15 protein-coding genes are annotated in these 16848 nt (G+C 59.1%); 9 read left to right on the top strand and 6 right to left on the bottom strand.

Going from position 1 to position 16848, the window contains the following annotated elements; translation table 11 throughout:
• Window positions 1-329: 329 nt before the first annotated feature.
• The 3 genes from V6L79_RS16810 to V6L79_RS16800 all read left to right on the top strand — a co-directional run bounded on the left by V6L79_RS16810 (window position 330) and on the right by V6L79_RS16800 (window position 3950).
• Window positions 330-1661, top strand: a complete 1332-nt coding sequence (locus V6L79_RS16810; protein WP_261738449.1) for an MFS transporter — start codon at window positions 330-332, stop codon at window positions 1659-1661.
• 117 nt (window positions 1662-1778) lie between these two features.
• Window positions 1779-3005 carry an OprD family porin gene (locus V6L79_RS16805; RefSeq protein WP_321833379.1) on the top strand — a complete coding sequence of 409 codons (1227 nt, stop codon included), beginning with the start codon at window positions 1779-1781 and terminating at the stop codon, window positions 3003-3005.
• Window positions 3006-3236: 231 nt separating this feature from the next.
• The gene (locus V6L79_RS16800) at window positions 3237-3950 is read left to right on the top strand and encodes a GntR family transcriptional regulator (protein WP_261738447.1); all 714 of its coding nucleotides are present in this window, start codon (window positions 3237-3239) and stop codon (window positions 3948-3950) included.
• Window positions 3951-3953: 3 nt separating this feature from the next.
• Here V6L79_RS16800 and V6L79_RS16795 read toward each other — a convergent pair whose 3' ends face one another.
• Window positions 3954-4904 (bottom strand): PDR/VanB family oxidoreductase, encoded by a 951-nt coding sequence (locus V6L79_RS16795; RefSeq protein ID WP_338579213.1) that lies wholly within the window; start codon window positions 4902-4904, stop codon window positions 3954-3956.
• 65 nt (window positions 4905-4969) lie between these two features.
• Window positions 4970-6028 carry an aromatic ring-hydroxylating dioxygenase subunit alpha gene (locus tag V6L79_RS16790; protein WP_321833376.1) on the bottom strand — a complete coding sequence of 353 codons (1059 nt, stop codon included), beginning with the start codon at window positions 6026-6028 and terminating at the stop codon, window positions 4970-4972.
• 291 nt (window positions 6029-6319) lie between these two features.
• Between V6L79_RS16790 and V6L79_RS16785 the strand changes: the two genes are divergently transcribed.
• Complete coding sequence (locus tag V6L79_RS16785) at window positions 6320-7504, top strand: sugar transporter (protein ID WP_261738444.1); 1185 nt, start codon at window positions 6320-6322, stop codon at window positions 7502-7504.
• Window positions 7505-7535: 31 nt separating this feature from the next.
• Here the strand turns inward: V6L79_RS16785 and V6L79_RS16780 are convergent, their stop codons facing one another.
• Window positions 7536-8279 (bottom strand): response regulator transcription factor, encoded by a 744-nt coding sequence (locus V6L79_RS16780; RefSeq protein WP_261738443.1) that lies wholly within the window; start codon window positions 8277-8279, stop codon window positions 7536-7538.
• 9 nt (window positions 8280-8288) lie between these two features.
• Window positions 8289-9533, bottom strand: coding sequence for a GAF domain-containing sensor histidine kinase (locus V6L79_RS16775; RefSeq protein ID WP_321833373.1), 1245 nt, complete (start codon window positions 9531-9533; stop codon window positions 8289-8291).
• 268 nt (window positions 9534-9801) lie between these two features.
• On the opposite strand from V6L79_RS16775, the gene V6L79_RS16770 reads away from it, so the two are divergent.
• Genes V6L79_RS16770 through V6L79_RS16750 form a run of 5 tightly spaced genes read left to right on the top strand, consistent with a single transcriptional unit; the run spans window position 9802 to window position 15184 of the window.
• The gene (locus tag V6L79_RS16770; protein WP_338579212.1) at window positions 9802-10824 is read left to right on the top strand and encodes an ABC transporter substrate-binding protein; all 1023 of its coding nucleotides are present in this window, start codon (window positions 9802-9804) and stop codon (window positions 10822-10824) included.
• Between the two features lie 25 nt (window positions 10825-10849).
• Window positions 10850-12304, top strand: coding sequence for a sugar ABC transporter ATP-binding protein (locus tag V6L79_RS16765; protein ID WP_338579211.1), 1455 nt, complete (start codon window positions 10850-10852; stop codon window positions 12302-12304).
• A complete protein-coding gene (locus tag V6L79_RS16760) occupies window positions 12301-13299 on the top strand; it encodes an ABC transporter permease (RefSeq protein ID WP_338579210.1) in 999 nt (332 codons plus the stop codon). Before V6L79_RS16765 ends, V6L79_RS16760 begins: the two co-directional genes overlap by 4 nt.
• Window positions 13296-14258 carry an ABC transporter permease gene (locus V6L79_RS16755; RefSeq protein ID WP_261738438.1) on the top strand — a complete coding sequence of 321 codons (963 nt, stop codon included), beginning with the start codon at window positions 13296-13298 and terminating at the stop codon, window positions 14256-14258. The genes V6L79_RS16760 and V6L79_RS16755 overlap by 4 nt, the downstream gene beginning before the upstream one ends.
• A 14-nt stretch (window positions 14259-14272) precedes the next feature.
• Window positions 14273-15184 carry an SMP-30/gluconolactonase/LRE family protein gene (locus tag V6L79_RS16750; RefSeq protein ID WP_261738437.1) on the top strand — a complete coding sequence of 304 codons (912 nt, stop codon included), beginning with the start codon at window positions 14273-14275 and terminating at the stop codon, window positions 15182-15184.
• A gap of 40 nt (window positions 15185-15224) precedes the next feature.
• Here V6L79_RS16750 and mntP read toward each other — a convergent pair whose 3' ends face one another.
• Together mntP and V6L79_RS16740 are read right to left on the bottom strand one after the other, a co-directional pair.
• Window positions 15225-15794: a manganese efflux pump MntP gene (gene mntP, locus V6L79_RS16745; protein ID WP_261742442.1), complete on the bottom strand. Its 570-nt coding sequence runs from the start codon at window positions 15792-15794 to the stop codon at window positions 15225-15227.
• Between the two features lie 403 nt (window positions 15795-16197).
• Window positions 16198-16635, bottom strand: coding sequence for a hypothetical protein (locus V6L79_RS16740; protein ID WP_321833363.1), 438 nt, complete (start codon window positions 16633-16635; stop codon window positions 16198-16200).
• Window positions 16636-16848 lie beyond the last annotated feature (213 nt).

Here is a 16848-nt window from a genome sequence, read left to right as displayed (position 1 = left end):
GGTAAAGTTGAGTCGATAGCCTAAATGTAACTTCTTGTTTTTGAAGGATATAAATTATTTAAGCATATTGGTTTCAGTATTCATCTGCAGATTTTCTGGCGAGTGCGCCAGTTCCTCATATTGCCTGTGGATCCATTAACAGGTTGACTAGCGCCCTGGTGACGGCTGGATCCCCTCCTGACCGTCACCCATAAAAATTACAAAAAAAAGGGTCTCGTCATGAAAGGCTTATCCAGGGCGCAGAACTGCCTGAGTTCTGCCCGTTTTATGTCTGCGCGCAATACCGTTGCTTGCCATGCCCCGATCATTTGCGACAGGCAGGTGCAGTGATGGCTATCGATCTGAAATTACGCGTGGATAACGGTCCGATGGTGGGATTTCAATGGCTTGCCATCGGGATTTGCATCGTGCTGAACATGATCGATGGTTTTGATGTACTGGTGATGGCGTTCACTGCCGCTTCGGTGTCGGCCGAGTGGGCGCTGAACGGAGCGCAAATCGGCATGTTGCTCAGTGCCGGATTGTTCGGCATGGCGGCGGGTTCGCTGTTTATCGCGCCCTGGGCGGACCGTATCGGTCGGCGCCCGTTGATCCTGTTGTGTCTGGTGGTGAGCGGGACGGGCATGCTGCTCTCGGCATTGAGCCAGTCACCGCTGCAACTGGCGCTGTTGCGCGGGCTGACGGGGTTGGGCATCGGCGGGATTCTGGCCAGCAGTAACGTGATTGCCAGTGAATATGCCAGCAAGCGCTGGCGTGGTCTGGCGGTGAGCCTGCAATCCACCGGTTATGCCCTTGGCGCAACCCTGGGTGGCTTGCTGGCGGTCTGGTTCTTGACGCATTGGGGCTGGCGTTCGGTGTTTGTTTTCGGTGGCGTTGCCACCTTTGCAGTGATTCCGTTGGTGCTGCTATGGCTGCCCGAGTCGCTCGACTTCTTGCTGGCCCGCCGCCCGGCCACGGCCTTGCAGCGCATCAACCGTCTGGCCCGCCGACTCGGCCAGCCGGCCCTGAGCCAATTGCCTGCTGTGGTGGCGAGCCCTGCAGGGACCCGTACCGGCCTGAGCAAGCTGTTGGCACCGGCCATGCGGCGCACCACATTGCTGATCTGGTTGTTGTTCTTCCTGGTGATGTTCGGGTTCTATTTTGTAATGAGCTGGACCCCAAAACTGCTGGTGTCGGCCGGGCTTTCGGCGCAGCAGGGCATTACGGGTGGCGTGCTGCTGAGTGTGGGCGGAATCTTCGGCGCGGCACTGATCGGTGGCTTGTCATCACGCTGGCCGCTGACCCGTGTGTTGTCGCTGTTTATGCTGATTACTGCAGGTTTGCTGGTGCTGTTTGTCGGCTCCGGGTCTTCGGTCATGACTGCGTTGGGGCTTGGCTTGCTGATCGGGATGTTTGCCAATGGCTGCGTTGCCGGGCTCTATGCGTTGTCCCCCGTCGTGTATGACGCATCAGTGCGCGCCACGGGCGTGGGCTGGGGTATCGGCATTGGCCGTGTTGGCGCAATTTTGTCGCCTATCGTGGCCGGTTTCCTGCTGGATGGCGGCTGGCAGCCGCTGCATCTGTACGGGGTATTTGCCGTCGTCTTTGTCATTGCCGCAGGTTGTTTGCTGCTGCTCAAACCTTCTGCGGCTCAGGCGCAGCCAGCATTGGCCGAGGCCTGATTCAGCCGCCTGATTAATGCCCGGCCTGGCCGGGCACATTCCTCATACCTACAGAGTTGGGCGGGCTATTTCAGCTGCGGGGAGCGGCTGCGCCCAAAAAACCGGAGAACAATAATAATGAAGATGCTCACCAGTTTGCTGTCGTTGTCTGTTTGCGCATCGGCAATGGCCCAGGACGAAGGTTTTATTGACGGTGCCAAGGCTGATTTGCTGTTGCGCAACTACTACTTCAATCGGGATTTTCGCGATCACAGCGCAGGTAAAAGCAAGGTCGATGAATGGGCGCAGGGCTTTATTCTCAAGTTCAGTTCCGGTTACACCCCAGGACCAGTGGGCTTTGGTCTGGAAGGCATTGCGATGCTCGGGGTCAAGCTCGACAGCAGCCGTGTGGCCAGCGGCTCTGAGCTATTGCCGGTGAACAGTGATGGGCGCGCAGCCGACAATTTTGGTCGTGCGGGGCTGGCGGCCAAGGCCCGCTTTTCGGCAACCGAGTTGAAAATTGGCGAGTTGCTGCCGGATGTTCCGGTGTTGCGCTATGACGATGGTCGCCTGCTGCCCCAGACCTTCCGCGGGGCCATGCTGGTGTCCAAAGAGATTGAAGGCCTGGGGCTGCAGGCTGGGCAATACCGGGCTGTAAGCTTGCGCAACTCTTCGGATATGCAAGATCTCTCGGCCTGGGCTGCGCCGGGGGTGACCTCTGACCGATTCAATTATGCCGGTGCGGAATATCGCTTCAATGAGCAGCGTACGCAGGTCGGCGTGTGGCATTCGCAGCTGGCGGATATCTATCAGCAAAGCTATTTCAACGTGCTGCACAAACAGCCGGTAGGCGATTGGGTGCTGGGCGCCAACCTCGGTTATTTTATCGACAAGGACGATGGCAGTGCGCGTATCGGCCAGGTCAGCAGCCGCACGGCATACGGACTGTTTTCGGCGGCAACCGGTGGCCATACACTGTACCTGGGGTTGCAGCGGGTCAGTGGCGACAGCAGCTGGATGTCGGTCTACGGTAGCAGCGGGCGTACGCTGGGCAACGACATGTTCAACGGTAATTTCAGTAACGCCGACGAGCGTTCCTGGCAAGCGCGTTATGACTACAACTTTGCTGCGCTCGGGGTGCCGGGGTTACTGGCGATGGTTCGCTATGGGCATGGCGACAATGCAACGACCAAGCAGGGCAGCAACGGCAAGGAGTGGGAGCGCGATACCGAGGTCGGGTATACCTTCCAGAGCGGTACGCTGAAGAATCTGAGTGTGCGGGTCAACAACGCCACCAACCGGCGCAGCTTTAACAGCGACTTCGACCAGACCCGGGTAGTGGTGAGTTATCCGTTGTCGATGTAACGCGAGAAGTCTTTGCGTGCCTTGTAGCCGCAGCCTTGTTCCTTCAGCAGCGGCTTAAGATACTTCAAGCGTGAGAGCGAGCCTGCTCGCGAAGATCATTCGCGAGCAGGCTCGCTCTCGCTGGGGCTTGACCTGGAGCAGAGTATCTACAGGTTTGGTTTGTACCTTGCCTGATTCCTGTAGCCGCTCTTGCGTTACTATGCCTGCTCACGTTTTCTGGATGTTGTCTGGATGAGCAAACCAGGTCAATTGGTGCTGATCGCACTGCGCAAAATGATTGCCTCGGGCGAACTGGCCGCAGGCGAACGCTTGATGGAAACTCCCACCGCTGAATTGTTCGGTGTCTCTCGGATGCCGGTCCGTATGGCTTTCCGCACTCTGGAGCAGGAAGGCCTGTTGGTGCGGTTTGGCGGGCGCGGTTTTCAGGTGCGTTCGGTGAGTGCCAATGACATCGCGGGTGCGGTTGAAGTACGCGGTGTGCTAGAAGGCCTTGCGGCACGGTTAACGGCCGAACGCGGATTGTCGGTAGAGGCGCGGGCGGCCCTGGAGTTATGTTTGCTGCAAGGTGATGAGTTGTTCGACAAGGGCTTTGTCACTGAAGACGATCTTGAGGTGTATCACGATCTCAATATGCGTTTTCATCAGGTTATCGTTGAGGGCAGCCACAACCCGGCTATCGCGGATGCGCTGGCGCGCAATGATCATTTGCCGTTTGCTTCGGTGACGGCGCTGGCGGTTGATCGCAAGGATATGGCGCGTGAGTACCGGCGTTTCAACTACGCCCATATGCAGCACCATTCGGTGTTCGATGCGCTGGTCAGTCGCCAGGGTGCTCGCGCCGAAGCAATTATGCGCGAGCATGCCAATGCGACCTTGCGCTATGCCGAAATCTTCGGCTCGGCGACGGCTGATGAGCGGATGAAGGTCATTCACCGCTCCGGTTGAGGCTTAGATATCCAGCACTAGCAGAGGGGATTTCGAGCGCGAGCAGCACGGTGTGAACTGGTCGTTGCAGGCTTGCTCGTCCTCGGTGAGGAACATGTCGCGGTGATCCGGCACGCCTTCAAGCACCCGGGTCAGGCACGTGCCGCACACCCCTTGCTCGCACGACATGGGGATCTCGATGCCGTGACTTTCCAGCACCTGAACCACGGTTTTATCGGCTGGAATATCGAAGACCTGGCCGGTGCTGCCTACCTTGACTGCAAAACTACCGTCATTGCTGCTGTCCACGGGGGCGGCGGCGAAGTATTCGCGGTGCAGCGCCTGTTCCTGCCAGCCTTGAGTGCGGGCACTTTCCAGAATGTGCTGCATGAAACCGCCGGGGCCACACACATACAGATGGTTGTCGGCTTGTGGATTGGCCAGTACCCGGGCTGCATCCAGCGCCGTTTCGGGCTGTTCGTCGAAGTGTAAAAACACCCGGTCGGCAAAAGGCGAAAGCTGGATACGCTCGACAAAGGCTGCTCGCTCGCTGGAGCGGGCGCAGTAATGCACCTCGAAATCTGCCCCGCTGTGGGCCAGGCGTTCCGCCATGCACAGAATCGGTGTGATCCCGATTCCGCCTGCAAACAACAGGCTGCGCCGGGCTTCATGGATCAGCGGGAACAAGTTGCGCGGTTCGCTGATGCGCAGGCGGTCGCCGCTATTGATCTGTTCATGCAGGCTTTGTGAGCCGCCGCGTGAAGCCGGGTCCCGGAGCACGCCAATCAGATAGCGGTGCTGCTCCTCGGGATGGTTGCACAGGGAATACTGACGGATCAGGCCGCCGGGCAGATGAACATCAATATGCGAACCGGCGCTGAACGCGGGCAGGGCGCTGCCATCGACGCTGGCCAGTTCATAACTGCAAATACCTTGGGCTTCGTTGTTGCGCGATACCACCACCACATCAATCATGTTACATCCTCGAAGCGTTGCCATTCTGGGGGGCGGGCGCAGGTGTATGCGCCATGCCCGGGGAGTTACTGCGCGGTGGCGATCAGTTGTGGTTCGGGGGTGCGTTCGCTGGCAATGATGCGGTCCAGAACCCGGCGTGACTGCACGCCGCCCGAGTCAATATTGAGCTTGAGTAATGCGCGTTGCGGGTGGTCCAGCAGGTTTTGCTGCTGGCGCTCGAGCATTTCCAGGTCTTCGCTGAAAATCTTGCCCTGACCCTCGCGAATAGTGGCTGTAAGCTCCTGGTCCTGAGGGTTGAAGTTGCGTGCCATGCCCCAGAAATACCAGATCGAGGTGTCGGTTTCGGGAGTGATAAAGTCAACCACGATGCTCGCTGCCTTGAACTCGGGCGCCGCGTGATATCCGCCTTTGCCTGCGTGAGCGACCCCGACTTCGATCAGGACGTGGCTCGGTGGCGAGAAACGGCAAATCTGCCAGCGGTCCACCGGCACATCGTCGGCCAGATTGTTGCCGCGCAATGCCATGCGCCAGAACGGCGGGGGCATGATGTTTTCCATATGGCGCGCTGTGACCACTTCGTTGCCCTCAACGGTGGTGGTCGGGGCCACTTCGTCGATCTCCTTTTGGCCAATGCTGGAGGCGTGGACGTAGGTCTCGTGGGTCAGGTCCATCAGGTTGTCGATCATCAGGCGATAATCGCAGGCGATATGAAACAGTCCTCCGCCATAGGCCCACTCGTCACTCACCGCCCATTCCAGGTGGTGGATCAGTGCCGGGTCGGCCTGGTCCTGATCGCCGGGCCATACCCAGACAAAGCCGTAGCGTTCGACCACGGCATAGGTTTTGTTGCACGGGAAGCCGCGTACCCGCTGTCCGGGCATCTCGACGGTCTTGCCGTCGCAGCCCATCACCAGGCCGTGGTAGCCGCATACCAGATTGCCGTTTTCGACATAGCCCAGCGAGAGCGGTGCGCCGCGGTGCGGGCAGAAATTCTCGACAGCGGCCACCCGGTTTTCATGGCCGCGATAGAAAACCATCTTTTCGCCGCATATCTGCCTGCCCAAGGGCTTGTCGGTAATTTCATCGGGGGTGCACGCGACATACCAAGTGTTTTTTGGGTACATGACCAATCTCCAGATCAGGTGTTATTGCTTTTATGGATCCATTAGGCGGCATCTTGAACTTTCAAGTCAATTTGCCGCGCTGGAAATATGCGGCTTATTTAGGTGTTTTGGCGATTACCGAACACAAAATTAAAAACGCACACGCATAGTGGATCCATTAAAAATATCTGGATCAATGGCTGATGTTCATCAACGCTTTTGCGATAAGGCTATAAACTACAAGCCTGTGTGGTTCTGACTCCTTGGTCATGGGCCTGTTAGATCATCGATAGCGAGCAGTGCATCCCTTAAATGAGCAACCCCACTTCTTCCTCCAGCGCCAACTGGCAGCCGGTCATCGCGCTGGCGCTGGCCGCTTTTGTGTTCAACACCACTGAATTTGTGCCTGTGGGGCTGTTAAGCGCGATTGGTGCAAGCTTTGACATGACCACGGCCAGTGTCGGGTTGATGCTCACCATCTATGCGTGGGTGGTGTCACTGGCCTCGCTGCCGATCATGTTGATGACCCGCAACGTGGAGCGGCGCAAGTTGCTGCTGATTCTGTTCGGGCTGTTTATTGTCAGCCACGTGCTGTCGAGCCTGGCGAACAACTTCGGGATCCTGTTGCTGAGCCGGATCGGTGTAGCGCTGTCCCATGCGTTGTTCTGGTCCATCACTGCGTCGCTGGCGGTGCGGCTGGCGCCGGAGGGCAAGCAGGTACAGGCGCTGGGCCTGCTGGCAACCGGTACATCACTGGCGATGGTGATGGGTGTGCCTCTGGGGCGTTTGCTGGGTGAGGCCATGGGCTGGCGCACGACCTTTATCGTGATTGGCGGGCTGGCCGCGTTGCTGGTGTTTTGGCTGGCTCGTACTCTGCCATTGCTGCCGAGCCAGAACTCCGGCTCCCTCAGAAGCCTGCCGGTACTGTTCAAGCGCCCGGCGCTGGTGGCGGTTTATGTTCTGACAGCGGTGGTGATCACTGCGCAGTTCACCGCTTACAGCTATATCGAACCCTTTGTGCAAAACGTGGCTGGCATGAGCGGTAGCACCGTCACCTTGATTCTGTTGCTGTTCGGTGGCGCCGGGATTATCGGTTCGCTGTGCTTCAGCTGGTTCCACAAGTACAGCCCGCAAGGCTTCCTGCTCACGGCTGTGGGGCTGCTTGCGCTGTGCCTGTTGCTGCTGTTGCCGGCCAGCAACTGGATCGAGTCCCTGGGCGTGCTGAGTATTGTCTGGGGGGTGGCGATCATGGGTTTTGGCCTGGCGTTGCAGTCCAGGGTGCTGACCCTGGCGCCCGATGCGACGGATGTGGCGATGGCCATGTTCTCGGGCATTTACAACATTGGCATCGGCGGCGGTGCACTGCTGGGCAGCTCGGTTGGCAGCCATTTCGGCTTTGCCTGGATCGGCCTGGTGGGGGGTTCATTGGCAGGGCTGGCGTTGGCGGGTTTTGGCTGGACAATGTACCGTTTGAAACAAGCGGGCCAGGCAACCTGAAGTGTTGACGGCCTTGGGCCGTCAACTGGCATCAGTGCCGTGGGTAGTTGAAGCGCGGGTCCTTTAACCATTCCTGCAGTTCAATTTCCGCCTGTTCCAGTGCAGTGCGGTTCAGCAACTTGCGCAGCAATGCCACATTTACCGCCCGCGAGCGCAGGTTAAAGGCCGGTGCACTGTCATTGTCATCGCCGGGTTGGCGCACACCCAGCTTCTCGTAAAGCTGTTGCAGGCGATTTTGCACGCTGCGCAACGACAAGTTGCGCCGCTGGGCAATAACCCGGTCCGTCAGCCCCAGCGCGATATCTTGCAGCACTTCATACTCGGTATCGGTCAGACCCAGCAGCTGGTTCTGGCTTTTCTGCTGTACCCCGCGCACCTCACGGTCGATCACGCATTGTTGTTCGATAAACAGGCTGCGCAGTGCCAGCCGCAGGCGATCTTCCGAGGCGGTCTTGAGGATGTAGCCGTAGGCCGCTCCCTCCGGCACGATCCGCGAGATCCCCCGCACGTAGGCTTCATCGGCGTAGTTGGACCAGAACATGATCGAGGTGTGCGGGCGTTCACGCCAGATCGCCCGTGCGGCCTCAACCCCGGTACGACGCGGCATTTGCAGGTCCATGACGACCGAAGTGATGGCAAACTCTTGCGCCAGGCGCTCGCCTACCAGCCCGTCTTCGGCCTCATGCAAGCGCACGCATTCGGGCAGTGCGCCTTCGATGACTTCCTTGAAGAACGCGCGATGCACCGGATCGTCTTCGATTAACAGGATTTCCATGACTGTTTCCTATGCCTGACCCGCGTTCGACGGCAGCGGCAGACTGATTTGCACACAGGTGCCTTTACCGTCCGGGCCTTTGTCGATTTGCACATGGGCGCTGAGCAGTTGAGCGCGAACCTGCATGTTCTTGATGCCCCCGGTTTCCAGGCGGCTGACGCTGTTCAGGCCGGGGCCGTCGTCGAGTATGGTCAGGTGCAAGTGGCTGAGGGTAGCGGTAATTTCGACCACAATTGCATGCGGCGCGGCATGCTTGATCGCATTATTGACGGCCTCCTGAATAATGCGAAACAAGGCAATTTTTTGCGGCTCGGCCAAATCGTTGGCCAGCCCGTCCGTGTAATCGCGCAGATGCGTGACTATCGCCAGGCCACTGTTGCGCACACTACGCAGCAACAGGTCTTCCAGGCCTTCGACAAAACCGAACAGTTGCAAGATGGTCGGTTTGACCGCATCAATGATCAGCCTCAATTCCTGCATGCTTTCGTATAGCGCTTGGCCGATGGGGGCCAGATCACTGGCTGCAACCTGGTCGAGCAATTGCAGGCGGGCAAGGCGCCGGTGCAGGCGGGTCATGTCAGCCAGGGTCTGGTCGTGCAGGTCCATACCGATGCGCTGGCGTTCGTTTTCCAGCTCCTCGGTGAGGCGCAGCACACCAAGGCGCAGGCCTTCTTCACGGGCCCGGATCTGCGCTTGGGCAATGGCCAGTTGCTTGGCTTGCTCAGTCTGGCGCAAGGCGTACAGATAGGACGCCAGCAAGTCAGCCACATGCTGGGTGTGGCGCACGTCATCGAGGGTATAGAAGTTGGCCACATGGGTGGAGCAACTTAGTGCGCCGATCACTTCACCCCGGGCGCGCAGCGGCACATGCAGGCGGCTGCGCAAGTGCGCGTCGAAAATCGGGTTGTTGAGCGCGCCGGGGAATTGAAAACGTTCATCGTTCATGGCGTCGTCGCTGAGGATATACGGCTCCATGCCCAGCAGCAGTGTGCGGATCGGGCTGCGCGCTATTTCCAGCGGATGAATCGCAAATTCGCTCCAGACCGTATGCAGACCGGTCTCGTAAGCCGACAGGTGATTGTCGTCGTCCAGCAGCAGGCTGACGTCGAGATGGTCATGGGGCAGGATAAAACGAATCTCTTCGGACACTGCTTCAATCATTGACTGAAAGTCCAGGCGTCCGGCCAGTGCGCGGGAAATTCCCAGAAAGTGGTGCAACACGTTCTCTGCCGCGATGGGGACTCTTTGCGCCATGACCTGCATTCCATGAAAAGGCTCCCCGGTGGTAGCCCTGGGGCGAAGTATGGCCCAAAGAGCAGGCGGCGCAGAGGCAAAAGAGCTGCATGGATGCGCGTTTCTTTTGCGGGATCCCGCAGGTTATTTGCGTGCAAAGGGTATCAAGTGTGCAGTAACGCTCCAGACACAGGCCTTGGGCCCTAGCACACTGGCGGCGCCACTCAGTAAGCAGGTACGACCGAATCAATCGGCGACCGATACCCACAATAATAAAAAGGGTTATGTCATGGAACGTCACATGCTGCGCTGCGCCTTGTTGTCTTCTGCATTGTTGCTTGCCCCCTTTATGTCCGCCCAGGCCGACACGGCCGATAAAACCATCGCACTGTCGAATAATTACGCCGGTAATTCCTGGCGCCAAAGCATGCTCAGCAGTTGGCAGCAAACCACTGACCAGGAGGTGAAGGCGGGGATCATTGCCGGTGCCGACTCATTTACCACCGGCGAAAACCAGGCCACCGAGCAGGCGGCACAAATCCAGAACCTGATCCTTCAGGGTTACAACGCCATCGTCATTGATGCGGCGTCGCCAACGGCCTTGAACGGCGCAGTGAAACAGGCCTGCGATGCCGGAATCATCGTGGTCTCCTTTGACGGTGTGGTGACTGAGCCCTGCGCGTATCGCATCTCCATGGACTTCAAGCAAAGCGGTCTGGATGGTATGGACTATCTGGCCAAGCGCTTTCCTGGCGGCGCCAATATCCTTGAAGTGCGCGGTCTGGCCGGTGTCTCGGTGGACGAGTTGATACACACCGGGGTCATGGCCGGGACGAGTAAACATCCGCAGTTGAAAGTCGTCGGTTCAGTCAACGGCAACTGGTCGCAGACGGCCGCGCAAAAGGCGGTAGCGGGGATCTTGCCGAGCCTGCCGAAAATCGACGCGGTAGTGACGCAAGGCGATGACGGTTTTGGCGTGGCCCAGGCATTTACGGCAGCCGGTCGCCCGCTGCCGGTGATCATCTTCGGCAACCGCGAAGAGGAGTTGGCCTGGTGGAAAAAACAGAAGGACGCCAATGGCTATGAGGCCTTCTCGATCTCCAGTGCGCCAAGCATTTCCAGCCTGGCATTTTGGGTCGCCCAGCAATTGCTCGACGGCAAGCAAATGCCCCATGACTTGTTGTCGCCCGCCATCAGCGTGACTCAGGACACACTCGAAAGCTCGCTCAAGGGGTTGGAGAAGGGCGGCATCGTCAGCCATGTCTATAGCGTTGATGACGTCGCCCAACTGAAGAGCCCTGTGGCGCAGTAAGCGCAGCCAGCCGAGGAAAAGAGTCATGACCATGACCCCAGCACCGCTGGTTGACCTTAAAGGGGTTGGCAAGCATTTTGGCGCCGTGCGCGCATTGAATGAAGTGGATCTGTCGTGTCATGCCGGGGAGTGTCTGGGCCTGATTGGCCACAACGGCGCGGGCAAGTCGACGCTGATGCATATTCTTGCGGGCACCCTGCGCGCTGACTGCGGCGTGTTGCTGATGGGCGGTGAAGATGTACGCCACGGCTACTCGGTGCAGGTGGCACGCCAGCACGGTATCCGCTGCGTGTTTCAAGAGTTGTCGCTGTGTCCCAACCTGACCGTGGCCGAAAATACCCGGCTGATGTGCCCCGGATTGCGCGGCTTTGGCTGGCGGCGCAAAGCTGGCGCACTGATTGTGGCGAGCCTGGACAGTATCTTCCCCGGCCACGGCATCAACCCCGCCGATGTGGTGGCCGACCTGCCTATCGGCCAGCGCCAGATGGTGGAAATCGCCCGGGCCTTTACCTGTGTTGATGAGCACCTGGCGCTGGTGATTCTTGACGAACCGACCTCGTCTCTGGACGCGCGAGTTGCCGAGCAATTACTCGGTTACGTAAGGCGCTATGTTGAAAGCGGCGGTTGTGTGGTGCTGATCAGTCATATCCTCGGCGAGATGCTCGCTACCTGTGACCGGATAGCGGTAATGAGTGACGGCTGTGTGGTTGATGTGCGTGCGGCCCGTGCGTTTACCCATGCCACACTGGTGGAGTCGATGGGCACCGTGACCCGCTCGCAGGGTGAACATTATGAATTCGTCTCCAAACGCGGCAGTGCACAGCCGGTCGTCAACCAACGCCCGGCCCGCCAGCAAAATGGCCAGACTGTTGCCGCCTGGCCCGGTGAGATTGTCGGGCTGGCGGGGTTGGCCGGGCAGGGCCAAAGCCAGTTGCTGGTGCAGTTGTTGCGCGAACGCATTGCAAGCGGCAAGCGTGTGGCGCTGGTCGCGGGGGATCGGCAAACCGATGGCGTGTTCAGCCTGTGGTCGATAGCCGAAAACATCACCATCAGTTCCTTGGCTGCACTCAAGAGCGGCGCGTTGATTGACCCGCAGGCCGAACAGGCGATGGCGGCCGAGTGGCAAGCGCGTATGGGCATTCGCACCCCGGACATGAACCAGCCGATCCTGTCGCTTTCAGGCGGCAACCAGCAAAAGGCCCTGTTTGCCCGCGCCTTGGGCAGCGACAGCGACCTGATCCTGATGGACGACCCAATGCGCGGTGTCGATGTAGGCACCAAGCGCGAGGTCTACGCGATCATCAAGGAGGAGGCGGCCCGTGGCCGGACATTTATCTGGTACACCACGGAGCTGGAAGAGCTTGACCACTGTGACCATATCTACGTGTTCCGCAGCGGTCAGGCGGTAGCAGACGTGCCCCGCAATGAACTGAGTGAAGCGCAAATCCTGCGCAGTTCCTTTCAGGAGGAGGTGGCATGAACGCGCCTCAACCCATGACGTTAAACCCCCAACCCATGCTCAGTGGCACTCAGGGTGCGGCGGTCAACCGCGCCCGCTGGCTGCGCAATGCCTTGCCGGCGTTTTCGTTGATCGTATTGCTGGGCACCATCTTTATCATGCAGCCGCGGGCCATGAGCTACATGGGCATGAACCTGATGCTCAACCTAGCGGTGCCCATTGCCTTGGCGACCATCGCGCAGATGTTGATTATCACGGTCAACGATCTGGACCTTTCTCTGGGCAGCTTTATCAGTTTTGTCGCCTGTGTCGCTGCGACCCTGCTCAACGATCACCCTTTGTTGGGCAGCCTGGCGCTGCTCGGGTGCATCGGGGTGTATGCATTGCTGGGGGCGCTGATCCATATCCGCCAGCTACCGGCGATTGTGGTGACGCTGGGCATGTCGTTTATCTGGGTCGGCGGCGCCGTGCTGCTGTTGCCTGCACCCGGCGGCAGCGCGCCGCAATGGTTGCAGGCACTGGTCAAGATTAAGACTCCGCTGCTGCCGTTTGCGGTGGTGGTCTGTGTTTTGTTGGCCATCGCGGTGCATCTGTTTTTGATGCGCTCAACCTGGGGCGTGGTGTTGCGCGGTGCGGGGGGCAACCCGTTGGCGATTGCCAAGGCGGGTTGGTCGCTGCTGCGGATCAAGGTCACGCTGTACGCCATGGCCGGGAGCTTTGGGGTGTTGTCGGGGCTGTTTCTGGTGGGGCTTACCACATCGGCGGACGCCAATATGGCACTGCGTTACACCCTGCTGTCGATTGCCGGGGTGATTCTGGGCGGGGGTGAGTTCACCGGGGGCCGGGTCTCGCCGATCGGTGCGGTGTTGGGCGCGTTGACCTTGGTGCTGGCCGGTTCGTTGCTGTCGTTTATTCGCATTTCGCCTGACTGGCAGATAGGTGCCCAAGGGGCAATCCTGATCCTGGTGCTGGCGTTGCGCACTGCCGTTAACCGTCTCGAGGTACGCCCGGCATGAACCTGTCCTTGCAGTTGAATCGCGTGCGCAGCAAGCCCTGGTTGTGGTCGTTTCTGGCGGCGTTACTGGTGTGGCTGGCGACCCTGGCGTTCACCCGTGGCGAGGGTGCGGGTGCGCTGACTTCCGGTGCGTTGGCGTTCTCGGCATTCTTCGTGATCGTCGGGGTTGGGCAGATGTTCGTCATCACCACCGGCCCCGGCAATATCGACTTGTCGATTCCGGCCAATATCGCCCTGAGCGGTGCGGTGGGCATGAAGCTTATGGAGGGTCAGGACAGCCTGATTGCCGTGGGGGTGGCCGGTGTACTGGCGGTCGGAGTGCTGATCGGTTGCGCCAACTACGCGTTGATCCGTGTGCTGCGCATTCCGCCGATCATCGCCACTTTGTCCGCCAGCTTTCTGTTGCAGTCCATGGCCATTGCCTACGGCCGCAGTGTGCGCATAGCTCCGCCGGAGCTGTTCTATCAATTTTCCACCGGGCGTCTGCTGGGCATCCCGTACCTGGCATTGGCGGTCGCGTTGCTGACAGTGGTGGCCGGTTATGTCTTGAGCCGAACCCTTTATGGGCGCTGGACTCTGGCCGTGGGGCAGAACATGCGCGCCGCAGAATTGGCCGGTGTGCGGGTCGAGCGGGTGCGTTGGGCCACCTACGTATTGAGTGCCGTGTTTGCCAGTGTGTGTGGCGTGTTGCTGGCCGGGTTTTCCGGCGGCGCATCGCTGAGCATGGGCGATGAATACCTGCTGGCCTCGATTGCGGTGGTGGTCATCGGCGGTACCTCGGTGGCGGGCGGTTTCTCCAACGTGCCGGGCTTGTGGGGTGCGGCGCTGTTTTTGTATTTGCTGGTGAGCATGCTCAACACCTTTGGCGCCAGTGCCGGAGTGCGGTTGATTCTTACCGGCGTGATCATTATCGCGGTGATAGCCGCCGTTAGCGGGCGCAAAAGCCAGCGCAGCCTTTGAATCAGGATAGAACCATGAGCGACGATATCTACGAGTTTCACGACAAGCGTTTTCGCAGCCTGACCTTGCCCAACACCCAGCTTGAGCGCCTTTACGATCAGTGCCGCTGGGCAGAGGGACCGGTGTGGTTCAACGACGGTGGCTACCTGTTATGGAGTGACATTCCCAACCAGCGCATCCTGCGCTGGACCCCGGAGCAGGGCGTCTCGGTGTTTCGTGCCGCCTCCAACTTTGCCAACGGCAACACCCGCGACATACAAGGGCGATTGGTAACCTGCCAGCACGGCACCCGCAGTGTCACCCGCACCGAACCCGACGGCAGCATTACCGTGCTGGCCGACCAGTTTGAAGGCCGGCGCTTGAATTCGCCCAACGACGTAGTGGTGCACAGTGACGGTGGCATCTGGTTCACCGACCCGACTTACGGCATTCTCAGCGACTACGAAGGCTACCAGGCCGAGCCTGAACAGAGCGGGCGAAACGTCTACCGCATCGACCCGCACACGTTGCAAATTGCCTGCGTGGCTGACGACTTTGAACAGCCCAACGGCTTGGCGTTTTCCCCGGATGGGAAAACCCTGTATATCGCCGACTCGGCCCGTTCCCACGACCCGGATGCGGCGCACCATATCCGCGCCATACAGGTTGTCGACAACTGTCGCTTGGGCAGTTCTAGGGTTCTGACTCATATCGAGCCGGGCATACCTGACGGGTTGCGCATTGATGTCCAGGGTAATATCTGGACCAGCGCGGGGGACGGGATTCAGTGCTTTGATGCGAATGGGGTCATGCTGGGCAAGATCAAATTGCCGGAAAAAGTCGCCAACCTTACATTTGGTGGGCCGCGACGCAATCGGCTGTTTATTGCGGCCAATACCTCGCTGTACATGATTCATGTGGCTGTGGCGGGGGCGCAGGTGCCGTAACGGCACAGGGCTCTGGCGCAAGGCCAGAGCCCTGCAAGTGTTACACCGCGCTCAGATGCTCATACAGAATCGTGGCACCCACGATGATCAACACCACCCCGCCAACAATCTCGGCACGCTTGCCGACCAGGCTACCGAGTGCGCGTCCGAGCATGGTGCCGATGATCACCATGGTCATGGTGGCGAGGCCGATGGCGGCTGCGGCCACCAGGATATTGACGTCGACAAACGCCAGGCCAACGCCGACTGCCAGGGCATCGATACTGGTGGCAATAGCTGTGACCACCAGAATCCAGAATCCGTGTTGCGACGGTTTGTCTTCGGGTTCGTCTTCTTCGGGCTTGACCCCGTTGTAGATCATGTACAGGCCCAGCCCCAGCAGCAGGGTGAAGGCAATCCAGTGATCCCATTGCGTGACGTAACTGCTGGCGGCCTGGCCGATGGCCCAGCCGATTACGGGCGTAATGGCTTCAATCACGCCGAAGATAAGGCCGGTGCGCAGTGCTTCGCTGAAACGTGGTTTGTGCAGGCTGGAGCCTTTACCGATGGCGGCGGCAAAAGCGTCGGTGGACATGGCAAAGGCCAGGAGAATCAGGGCAATTGGGTTCAATTCAGTCATCCAGTCGGGCTTGAGACAACGACATAGCACTGCGCGCTCGACTTCAGCACAGGTATGACGTTGGTCTCGCAAATCCAGACGGATGCTATGGCCACGGCAGGTTGCCGAGAATGTTGACCAGAGCGCCGCCACTTGCGTGACGGCCAGCTACTCCCCAAAGAGGGGGCGGACTATAGCAGCAAAATCAGAAAAAAAGCTGAAAGGCTAAATTTCGCCCAGGTTGATTCGTGCTGTAGCCGCTGAGGAGCGCAGCGAGGCTGCGTTCGGCGACGAAGTCGTCGTGAAATCAGGCGCTATGGTGTGCCAGTTGAATCCGGGATTTAGGGTTTTCGACTGCTGCGCAGCCGAACGCAGCCTCGTGCTACTCGTCAGCGGCTACAGGGGTGGCGTATCGTCAGGCCGAGGTGCTGACCATGGAACCCGAACCACCTTTACCCTGAATTGTCAGCGCTTGTAGCAATGCTGCCGTCGCCTCCTGCAACGCCCCAACGGTCGCGGCCACTTGTGCCTGGGCGCCAGCCACTGCTGCCATCTTTGCCTCGGCGCTCATGTTGCTGGCCTGGATCTTTTGCAATTCCTGCATCTGCTGCTGCAGTTGTTTCTGCAGTTGGGCGATGTGTTTTTTAAGCTGCTTGACCGCGTCCGAGCTGTCATCACTGGTGTCAGCCGCTGGCGCCGCATTCGCGTCTCTGGATGCCCGCGGTTTCACCGGGTCGGTGGCTGCCGTGCTGGTGTCACTCACCGCGGTGCTGTCGGGGGCTTTGATGGTGGTCGTGCCGGGCGTGCTCTGAATATTCAGGCTCGATGCCAGGGGATTGATGCTGCCAACCATGTCGATTCGTCCTTTTGACTTTATGTCATTCAAGGCCATCGGCAGATCGCGCCGGTGCTTTAGTCAAAAAGGCAAAAAACAACGAGCAACCACTCATATGCTTATTCTATAAAAGTATTTAAATTAAATTTCTTATATCTATAAAGTCATATCCCTGCGTACAGGTCGACCAATCGACGCGCCGCACGAAATGAACCAGCACGGGACCTCCGT

The organism is Pseudomonas sp. ML2-2023-6, assembly GCF_037055265.1.
Taxonomy (GTDB): Bacteria; Pseudomonadota; Gammaproteobacteria; order Pseudomonadales; family Pseudomonadaceae; genus Aquipseudomonas; species Aquipseudomonas kulmbachensis.
Note: the sequence above shows the minus strand (reverse complement) of the source record. Positions and strands in the feature narration are given on the sequence as shown.

Excerpts from the sequence above, each read along its gene's own strand:
- V6L79_RS16810 (WP_261738449.1), top strand. The coding sequence starts at position 330 with ATGGCTATCGATCTGAAATTACGCGTGGATAACGGTCCGATGGTGGGA.
- V6L79_RS16750 (WP_261738437.1), top strand. The coding sequence starts at position 14,273 with ATGAGCGACGATATCTACGAGTTTCACGACAAGCGTTTTCGCAGCCTG.
- V6L79_RS16765 (WP_338579211.1), top strand. The coding sequence starts at position 10,850 with ATGACCATGACCCCAGCACCGCTGGTTGACCTTAAAGGGGTTGGCAAG.
- V6L79_RS16795 (WP_338579213.1), bottom strand. The coding sequence starts at position 4,904 with ATGATTGATGTGGTGGTGGTATCGCGCAACAACGAAGCCCAAGGTATT.
- V6L79_RS16785 (WP_261738444.1), top strand. The coding sequence starts at position 6,320 with ATGAGCAACCCCACTTCTTCCTCCAGCGCCAACTGGCAGCCGGTCATC.
- V6L79_RS16805 (WP_321833379.1), top strand. The coding sequence starts at position 1,779 with ATGAAGATGCTCACCAGTTTGCTGTCGTTGTCTGTTTGCGCATCGGCA.
- V6L79_RS16780 (WP_261738443.1), bottom strand. The coding sequence starts at position 8,279 with ATGGAAATCCTGTTAATCGAAGACGATCCGGTGCATCGCGCGTTCTTC.
- V6L79_RS16800 (WP_261738447.1), top strand. The coding sequence starts at position 3,237 with ATGAGCAAACCAGGTCAATTGGTGCTGATCGCACTGCGCAAAATGATT.
- V6L79_RS16755 (WP_261738438.1), top strand. The coding sequence starts at position 13,296 with ATGAACCTGTCCTTGCAGTTGAATCGCGTGCGCAGCAAGCCCTGGTTG.
- V6L79_RS16775 (WP_321833373.1), bottom strand. The coding sequence starts at position 9,533 with ATGGCGCAAAGAGTCCCCATCGCGGCAGAGAACGTGTTGCACCACTTT.
- V6L79_RS16760 (WP_338579210.1), top strand. The coding sequence starts at position 12,301 with ATGAACGCGCCTCAACCCATGACGTTAAACCCCCAACCCATGCTCAGT.
- V6L79_RS16790 (WP_321833376.1), bottom strand. The coding sequence starts at position 6,028 with ATGTACCCAAAAAACACTTGGTATGTCGCGTGCACCCCCGATGAAATT.
- V6L79_RS16770 (WP_338579212.1), top strand. The coding sequence starts at position 9,802 with ATGGAACGTCACATGCTGCGCTGCGCCTTGTTGTCTTCTGCATTGTTG.
- V6L79_RS16740 (WP_321833363.1), bottom strand. The coding sequence starts at position 16,635 with ATGGTTGGCAGCATCAATCCCCTGGCATCGAGCCTGAATATTCAGAGC.